Consider the following 8,704-nt stretch of genomic DNA (forward strand, 5'->3'; position numbering starts at 1 on the left):
CAAGTTCCTCACCCCTCAATCGGTTTTTCAAATAAAAAGACCGATATCGCAACATCTTCCTCAATATTGATGTCTGAGAATAGATTCAGTAATTTTGATTGAATGATGTCTTCCATCTCAACCGGCTTATGTTGTTTATAATGCTCTTGAATCATTTTTGTTCTTGCCCGGTGTACTTGTTCAAACCCTTCAGGACTGTGCATGATAAACTTCTCAACAGGAGTTAAATTACCTCTGAGAGTCGTAATCGCCATATTTTCACAGAATACTGTTTTAATGGATTCTGGACCTTTTCCAAATAAGTCTTTTCTTACCTTCCGGACAATTTCATTGAATTGATGTTCTTTTTTGCTCAATGCGCTGCCACCTCCTGTTCTTAAAATAACTTCGCAATTCATTCATAGATGGAGTTAACAAAAGATAACCAAAAATAAGCAATAGAATAACAAGCGTTAATAACAGGTTTTGCATCGCATCTGAACGATTAACGATAATGTAACGTACAGTTGCGGTAATTCCAATGTAAATTAAATAACGCAGTGAGAAATTTTCACGTTTTTCAAGGTAAATTACTATCATTGAGAAAAAGGAAAGATATAGAAAAAAGTTTAAAATTTGTTCTAATATCAAATGAACACTTTTTGAATCATAGATGGCATATATTCCAATATAGTAAGTTTGCCTCAGCATTAAATAGATCAAAAGGAACAGCAACGCAATTAAAGTAATGTTCTTAACTAACTGTGCAAACTTTATAATACATTGGGTTAAAATCTTTGATTCCACTATTTTTCCCGCTTTCTCTAAAAATAAATCGTTAGTAAAGGAAGGTTTAAGAGGATTCAATCCTTTAAACCTTCACCAATTCCTTTTAATAAATGAATCCCAAATAAAATGGTCCGATTGATATCAGGATCTTTCATCGCTTTAAAAAGATCCATCACTCCTGCCTTTTCTCCGTTTTTCACACTTTCTTCTGCGTTTTTCATACCAGTTGATACGCCATCGACTAGTTTTTTAGTAAAAGCAGGATCTAATTCCGTTAACGCCCCTGCTGCCGCCATCGCATTGTTAATAAGATTGGTTACAGGTGGCCGTACCATTTGATCAACAGCTATTTTCGCCACTTTCTCTTTTGCCTGGACAAGGGACACAAGCGCTTCTAGTATTCCACTTTCGTGAAGTTCATGCAGAAGGGCAATGGTTTGTTTTAATCCATCAGCATTTTGGATGACATGATCAACTAAATGGTCAATTTTCTCGAAATGAAGTTCTTCTTCTGACTTTTGTCTATTTGCAAAAGCAGTAATTGGTTTTGCCACGTTGATTCTCCCCTTTTATACCCCTGGTTTGATATATTCGTTTACTGACGCAATCGGCTGATAATCGTCCCGTTCCCATTTGCGGAATACCTCTACTCCATTTTGTGGCGTTCTTTTCGCATTCCGATGATTAAAGGCTGGAATCGGTGATTCGCCTCTTGCTTTGATCACTTCCATCCTCACTTGTGTTTGTTTATAAGCAGGAGTACGTGTATGCACATCACCAGCACTTCCTGTTAAAAGGTTAATGGCATTTTCATGACTGACAGAGTGCATTGGAACATATAATTCCTTTCCCTGTACGCGGCTAGTAATCGTTGCCCTTAACTTAATCGCTCCATAAGGGGAAATTAACCTGACCAATGCCCCTTCAGAAATTTCCCGTTCCGCTGCAAATTCCGGAGAGACTTCGACAAATACCTCTGGTAGCTTATATAGCAAACCTTTTGATTTGTTGGTTAAATTGCCTTCATGGAAATGTTCCAATAACCGTCCATTATTTAAAGTCAGATCAAATTCCTTTCCAAATCGGACTGGTGGAACATATTCCATTAATGAAAACACCGCTTTTTTATCAGGGAAATTGAAACCGTCTGTGAATAAAAGCGGTGTGCTTTCTCCTGTATGGCTGCCCCAGAAAAAGCTATTCCACCCTTCCAACATCTCATAACTCGCCCCTGCAAAAATCGGTGCAAGGCTGGCCATTTCTGCAAATATTTCACCTGGATGCTGGAAGCTCCAATCGGCCCCCATATGATTCGCTACTTGCTGAATAATCCACCAATCTGGTTTTGAATCTTCGTGTGGTTCGAGTACTTGATAAAGTCGTTGAACACGACGTTCTGTATTGGTGAAGGTTCCATCTTTTTCTAGTGAAGGTGCCGCTGGAAGAATCACATCAGCAAACTGCGCTGTTTTTGTAAAAAAGACATCCTGAACGACAAAAAAGTCTAGTTTTGATAGTGTTTCATGGACATGATTGGCATTAGCGTCAATCCAAGCCATATCTTCGCCGACTAGGTAAATGGCTTTTAAATCGCCCGTCTCGACTGATTCGAGCATTTGAATATTATCCTTACCTGGTTTATGGGAGATTTCCACTCCGTACACTTGTTCGAACTTTTGTCTTGCTTCATCATTTGAAATATGTTGATTTCCAGGAAGCCATCCGGGCAGAGTCCCCATATCACAAGCACCTTGGACGTTATTATGTCCACGAAGCGGATAAGCACCAGCACCTGGGCGCATATAGTTACCTGTCAGTAATAACAGATTTGAGATGGCTGCAGACGTATAACTGCCAGCAATATTTTGAGTAACACCCATTCCCCAAAGAATACAGGTTCCGTCTGCTTCAACTATCATTTTCGCCACTTCCATTAAGGACTCTTTTGCTATTCCTGTTTCCTTTTGGGCGTAATCTAACGTATATATTTCTAAGTGTTTTACAAATGCTTCATATTGATTAACATGTTGACGGATAAACTGCTTGTTTTCCCAGCCTTTGTCAATGATGTATTTTGCGACCGCACTAAGCCAAACAAAATCTGTTCCTTGGTTCGGATGAATGAAAAGATCTGAGCGTTCCGCCATTTCATGTTTACGTAAATCGGAAACAATTAATTTTTGACCATTTAGCTTATGAGCTCGTTTTACTCGGGTAGCTAAAACTGGGTGTCCTTCCGTTGGATTCGCGCCAATGATGATAACCAAACTAGCTTTGGCAATATCTTGGATCGTTCCAGAATCACCGCCGAAACCAACCGTTGACAATAACCCATCTGTTGCAGGAGATTGACAATATCGTGAGCAGTTATCTACATTATTGGTTCCAAACACTTGGCGGGCTAATTTTTGCATCAAATAGTTTTCCTCGTTGGTTATTTTAGAAGAAGAAACAAAACCAATCGAATCCTTGCCATAGGTTTGTTGAATGTTACCTAATTTATTAGAAATAAGTGTGAGTGCTTCATCCCAGCTTGCTGGAACAAATTCATCTCCTTTGCGAATCAGTGGAGTGGTTAATCGTTCTTCTGAATTCACAAAATCCCAGCCGAATTTACCTTTTACACAAGAAGAAATGCTGTTCACCGGTGATTGTTCAACTGGTTCTACTTTTAAGATTTCCCGGCCCTTTGTCCACACTTCAAAGGTGCAACCTACACCACAAAATGTACAAACGGTTTTGGTTTTCTTTGTTCTCGTATCCCGCATTGCTGCTTCCACTTCTGAAACAGCAAATATGCCACTGTAGCCTGGTTCCACAGCTTTGATAAGGTCGATCATCGGTGTAAGCAAATCATCTTTGATCCCCGACATGAATCCAGCTTCACCCAGCATGGATTTTTCCATTAAGGCATTACACGGACAAACAGTCACACACTGGCCGCACGACACACATGACGATTCATTAATCGACTTGCCGCCATCCCAGTTCACACGCGGCATCTTGCTTTCCCAATCAATTAATAGGGTTTCATTTACTTGAACATCCTGGCAGACCTCTACACATCTACCGCAAAGGATACATTGGTCCGGATCATAGCGGTAGAAAGGATGGGACATATCCACTTCATACCCTTTCGAACGAAATGGACGTGTTTGATGTTCAATTTCTAACAGTTCAGCCGTGTTATGTACGCGGCAGTTGCCATTATTGTTATCACAAACGGTGCAATACAGCATGTGATTTTCTAAAATTCGGTCCATTGCTTCTGTTTGTGCAGACTTTGCTAATTCTGAGTTTGTTTTTATCTCCATCCCACTAGTAAAAGTGGTAGAACAGACCCTCATTAATTTTCCATCTATCTCACACATACATGTATCACAGGTCTGAATAGGACCTGTATTTTCCGAATAACAGATGTGTGGATGTTCTATTCCTTGGTTATTTAAATAATCTAATATTCTTCCATTCTCTTCGACTACTTGCTTTACGCCATTAATCGATACAGTAACCATGTTGATTGCCATTCCCTATACCTCCAGAAAATAAAAAAATCCATCACAAAACAACTATGTAATAGTACATAGATCTTTTGTGATGGATGTATATCAAGCATTTTAAAATACTTTTTACCAATCCATTTACTTTTTAAAGTGGCATTCAAACATTGTGAACAAAATTCGAACACCACTTTGACAAGTTTAAGTGTTTTTAATAATTATGTCAATACGGTGAACATTAATAAGATGTCTGCACTACCCGTATTTAGCATTAACTCTTTATCTATTTATTTCTAGCATTGTTTCTTAAAAGGATTTTAATAGAACTTATGTAAAAGGAGGAGTATGATAAGTAGATATAAATAATAAAACCTTATTTTAAAACAACTAAAGGAGTATGCTTTAATAATGGGTTATATTCAGCGTGGGACACACACATTTAAAATGGTAAACATAGCTTTATTTGCAGGTGGTTTTAATACATTTGCCATCCTTTGGGGTACCCAACCATTACTACCTGAGATAGGGAAGGAATTTCATATTTCACCAGCCGTATCAAGTTTAAGCTTGTCCTCTACTACAATCGCTTTAGCCATAAGTATGTTGATTGCTGGTTCTTTATCAGAAGTATTTGGCCGGAAACCAGTCATGACTATTTCTTTATTTGCTTCATCGATTCTATCCATTTTAACAGCGTTTAGTCCGAGTTTTCATCTATTAATCTTATGTAGAATATTACAAGGGATTTCATTAGCTGGATTGCCTGCTGTAGCAATGGCCTACTTAGGAGAGGAGATTGAACCGAAAAGTTTAGGGATGGGAATGGGATTATACATAAGTGGGAACTCCATTGGTGGCATGGGTGGTCGAATAATTAGTGGAATTTTAACAGATCATTTTAATTGGCATGTAGCTTTAGCCGTAATTGGAATGATTAGTTTACTTGCTAGCCTTATTTTTTGGTTTATTTTACCGAAATCTACTCATTTCAAACCCCGAAAATTTGAAATAAAGAAGTTAGTAACCTCATTGTTTGTCCAATTTAAAGAACCAGGTCTCCTTTATCTATTTTTCACTGGATTTCTATTAATGGGATGCTTTGTATCTTTATATAACTATATTGGTTTTCAGCTCATAGTGCCACCCTATTCATTAAGTCAAACCTTAGTTGGATTTATATTTATAGTGTATATTGTTGGAACATTTAGCTCTACTTGGATGGGCATGTTAGCTGATCAATACGGTAAAAGAAAATTATTACTGATGTCATTATTCATTGTATTGTTAGGTGCATGTATAACGTTAGATTCGTCTTTATGGTTAAAAATTATCGGAATAGCCATCTTTACTTACGGATTTTTTGCTGGCCATTCGATTGCAAGTGGTTGGGTAGGACAACTTGCTACTCACGACAAAGCACAAGCAGCATCCCTATATTTGTTTTTCTATTATGCGGGTTCAAGTATTGGAGGAACGGCCAGTGGTACATTTTTTAGTAGTTTTGGCTGGCTTGGTGTTGTCTCTATGATTGTAGTTCTCGCTATTATTTCTATAATCATATCGATTCGATTAGGAACCATTTCTACAAGAAGAATACAGCATTCTCCACATAGACTATAAGAAAAAGAAGGCTTTACTCGAACCGTCGCACAAATCGACTTTGTATTATGTTTTTTTTAGGAATTTTATAATTGAATACAAAAAATAAAAGCTCTAGGACCAACCTAACGATTGGGTCTAGAGCTTTTCATTAACATTTATTATCTTAAATCATTATAAATCTTGCTTAATAACACCTATTGATACCAGATTCCTTCATCTATCTCCTAAATGTAATAAAATCAACATTAACAGGTTCGATTTCATTTGCTCTGAGAAGTAGATTGATCTGTCCTCGATGATATTGACCATGTAGTGCAACATGGGTCAAGATATCTCTTACCGAATTATTAAACTCATTGCCTTTACTATTTCTGTATGACACGATCTGATCGAGAGCAGGAATAGATAACCCAGAAAGAAATTCTTTAAAGTTTAGATTATTTTTGTTAACCATTTCTGTACAAGCACCTAAACTGACCTCTGCCCAGATAGGTATTTTTGAACTGTCTGACCCTATTAACCTAGTAAACCACACATGTTCTGCCAGAAGGATATGTGAGAATAGATTGTTAACCTGTTTGTTCTCCCCTTCCATATTTTGCAAGGTTTCAAGAATTCTTTGATTAGCCCAGTTTAAATGCTCAAACATATTTCGGATCGTTTCCACTTGACCACCTCCATGTACTTAATCAATATGTGTTAGCAAATAAAATTTAGAACGATTATATATTTAGACAAGATCATTAGTACTCAGTTTAAGTCTTTAAGAAAAATCTCACTACAAATGGCCTTATGCGAAACGATAGTAAATCAATAAAAAGGTTGCTAGCACAAAAATGAAGTTTAAAAATACAAAGATAAATTGATCTGTTTTAGTTTTATGCATTTTAATCGGCGGGTTATAGAATGAAACACCCTCAATAATGAAGATGATTAATACAATGTGAATCATGAAATGGCCGATGACTTCTGTCATTCCAAAGAGCATCGTGGTTGAGATAAAAATGCCTGTTACCACAAAACCTAACACACGATTTAAGATACCGACAACTAACAAATAACCCACGACAAACTCGATAAATGCCGCCATTACAACAAACAACTCTGGTGCGAAGCCAAATGTAGGCACATGATGGTTTGTGACAATATCTAATGCCATACCTGGATAAACCCATTTTTCAACGGCGACCCAGCTAAGTGATAACCCTGTCCCTAAATAGAGAAATGGGAACCCTGCCTTCTCCATCTTTGTATTTCCTACCAATAAAACACCGATGATAGCTACATAAAATCCGTAGTCTAACATATAAAAAATGCCATGATGGATTGTAACATAAATAAATAATCCTAATAAAACCGAAGCACCTATTTTTGTCGAGATATGATGCGGAATCAATAATAATCCAATGTTAATCCACGTCAATACAATAATATAATTACTACTAACATGAAACTCAGGTGCAAATAGCGTTCCATTTACCATTTGAATCATTAGTGCAACTGCTGTCCCGTATTTGAGTAGATATCGAGAATACTTTCTTAAACCAGAGAGTCCCTCCTCCATTTTCCTCACAGGTCCCCATTCAGTCATTTTGGGAATGATCAAAGTCAATGCGGCTAATACAATAGCTGCAATTAACGTTAAAAATATAAACATCGGTGATAATATATGTTCTATAGACTCCTTATGTGGCGCAACATTTGTGAACCATTTCACATGTGCTTGTGCAAAAAAAGGTGTCATAATAAGTCCTAAAGTTAGTATTATTTGAAATATCTTTTTCATTGGTAAACCCCCTAGTTATATAAACAACATGACTATAGTGATAATATACATGAAAAATCAATTCCATAGCTGTCCTATTATTGAACAATTTGTGAAATTGTTCACAAAAAATATTTTGTTGTGTGGAACTATCTTCAACACTCAAAACTTCATTCTACGAAAAATCCAATTTTTCTGCGAAAAAATCTAAAAATTGGTAACAATTAAAGGTTAATCGTACCTATTAACTTCTTCTTGCCGAGTTCGGTTGCTTAGACACTTAATAGGCGCCCCTTCTCTCTTCTTCTGACCGAATTCGGTCGCTTAGACGCTTCATAGGTGACCCTTCTCTCTTCTTCTAACCAAGATCGGTCGCATAAACGCTTTATAAGCGACCCTTCTCCCTTCTTCTGACCAAGATCAGTCGCATAGACGCTTTATAAGCGACCCTTCTCTCTTCTTCTGACCAAGATCGGTCGCTAAGAAGCCCTAAATTTTAAATAATGTGGGAGATTTTAGATTCATATTTTATTTTCACAATTGAGAAACAGCTTCTCCGCCAGCAAATAAAGCTGATGCAATGCAACGTGCTCTTAAAAATCTTAATTTTGAATGGTTATAATATAATTTCGTAATATCTTTTCCATAGTGGATAAGAGATCTGATTGATTACTTTCAGCATCTTCAATTGATGTTTTTGCGAAGTTACCTTTTTGCTACTTTTGGTCATATTTTTTTTGACTGTCACCGTTTGATTTTAAAGCTTTATGACGTGACTGTTGTTTTTCGGCTTCAGACTAATCAATTGTTACTCAATTACTAATATTTTTAATGTCGACCATGGAAAGGCGAACAATTTCCTTATTAATGACCAAAGAAACAATATCTTTACTTACATCACAGAGTACACCTTCTAACTTCTCAGGACCGCCACGATTAATTTTTACCCATTTTAATTTCAATGAGGCAAGCAGGTCATGGAAATTAGCCGCCTTTTTAAATTTTAAATCTTTAGGAACTTCAATGTTGAATTTCTTCTCCCTCTTCATATTATCTGTAAAACTTTTAA

7 protein-coding genes and 1 pseudogene are annotated in these 8,704 nt (G+C 36.9%); 1 reads left to right on the forward strand and 7 read right to left on the reverse strand.

The window, feature by feature from the left end; translation table 11 throughout:
* Positions 1 to 8: 8 nt before the first annotated feature.
* Genes AB7942_RS12840 through fdhF form a run of 4 tightly spaced genes read right to left on the reverse strand, consistent with a single transcriptional unit; the run spans position 9 to position 4,295 of the window.
* On the reverse strand, positions 9 to 356 hold the full coding sequence (locus tag AB7942_RS12840; protein ID WP_088088177.1) for a Na-translocating system protein MpsC family protein: 348 nt from the start codon (positions 354 to 356) through the stop codon (positions 9 to 11).
* On the reverse strand, positions 328 to 846 hold the full coding sequence (locus tag AB7942_RS12845) for a phosphate-starvation-inducible protein PsiE (RefSeq protein WP_369447138.1): 519 nt from the start codon (positions 844 to 846) through the stop codon (positions 328 to 330). The genes AB7942_RS12840 and AB7942_RS12845 overlap by 29 nt, the downstream gene beginning before the upstream one ends.
* Positions 843 to 1,322, reverse strand: a complete 480-nt coding sequence (locus AB7942_RS12850; protein ID WP_088088178.1) for a helical membrane plugin domain-containing protein — start codon at positions 1,320 to 1,322, stop codon at positions 843 to 845. The genes AB7942_RS12845 and AB7942_RS12850 overlap by 4 nt, the downstream gene beginning before the upstream one ends.
* 15 nt (positions 1,323 to 1,337) lie before the next feature.
* Entirely contained in the window at positions 1,338 to 4,295 is a 2,958-nt protein-coding gene (gene fdhF, locus AB7942_RS12855) for a formate dehydrogenase subunit alpha (RefSeq protein ID WP_483310872.1), read from the reverse strand.
* Between the two features lie 381 nt (positions 4,296 to 4,676).
* On the opposite strand from fdhF, the gene AB7942_RS12860 reads away from it, so the two are divergent.
* Positions 4,677 to 5,888 carry an MFS transporter gene (locus AB7942_RS12860; RefSeq protein ID WP_369447139.1) on the forward strand — a complete coding sequence of 404 codons (1,212 nt, stop codon included), beginning with the start codon at positions 4,677 to 4,679 and terminating at the stop codon, positions 5,886 to 5,888.
* A gap of 199 nt (positions 5,889 to 6,087) precedes the next feature.
* Here AB7942_RS12860 and AB7942_RS12865 read toward each other — a convergent pair whose 3' ends face one another.
* The 3 genes and pseudogenes from AB7942_RS12865 to AB7942_RS12875 form a co-directional block, all read right to left on the reverse strand.
* Entirely contained in the window at positions 6,088 to 6,537 is a 450-nt protein-coding gene (locus AB7942_RS12865; protein WP_369447140.1) for a DinB family protein, read from the reverse strand.
* Between the two features lie 123 nt (positions 6,538 to 6,660).
* Positions 6,661 to 7,656, reverse strand: a complete 996-nt coding sequence (locus AB7942_RS12870; protein ID WP_369447141.1) for a hypothetical protein — start codon at positions 7,654 to 7,656, stop codon at positions 6,661 to 6,663.
* 791 nt (positions 7,657 to 8,447) lie between these two features.
* Positions 8,448 to 8,704, reverse strand: a pseudogene (locus AB7942_RS12875) (hypothetical protein); the annotation flags it as partial.

This window comes from Neobacillus sp. BF23-41, assembly GCF_041106275.1.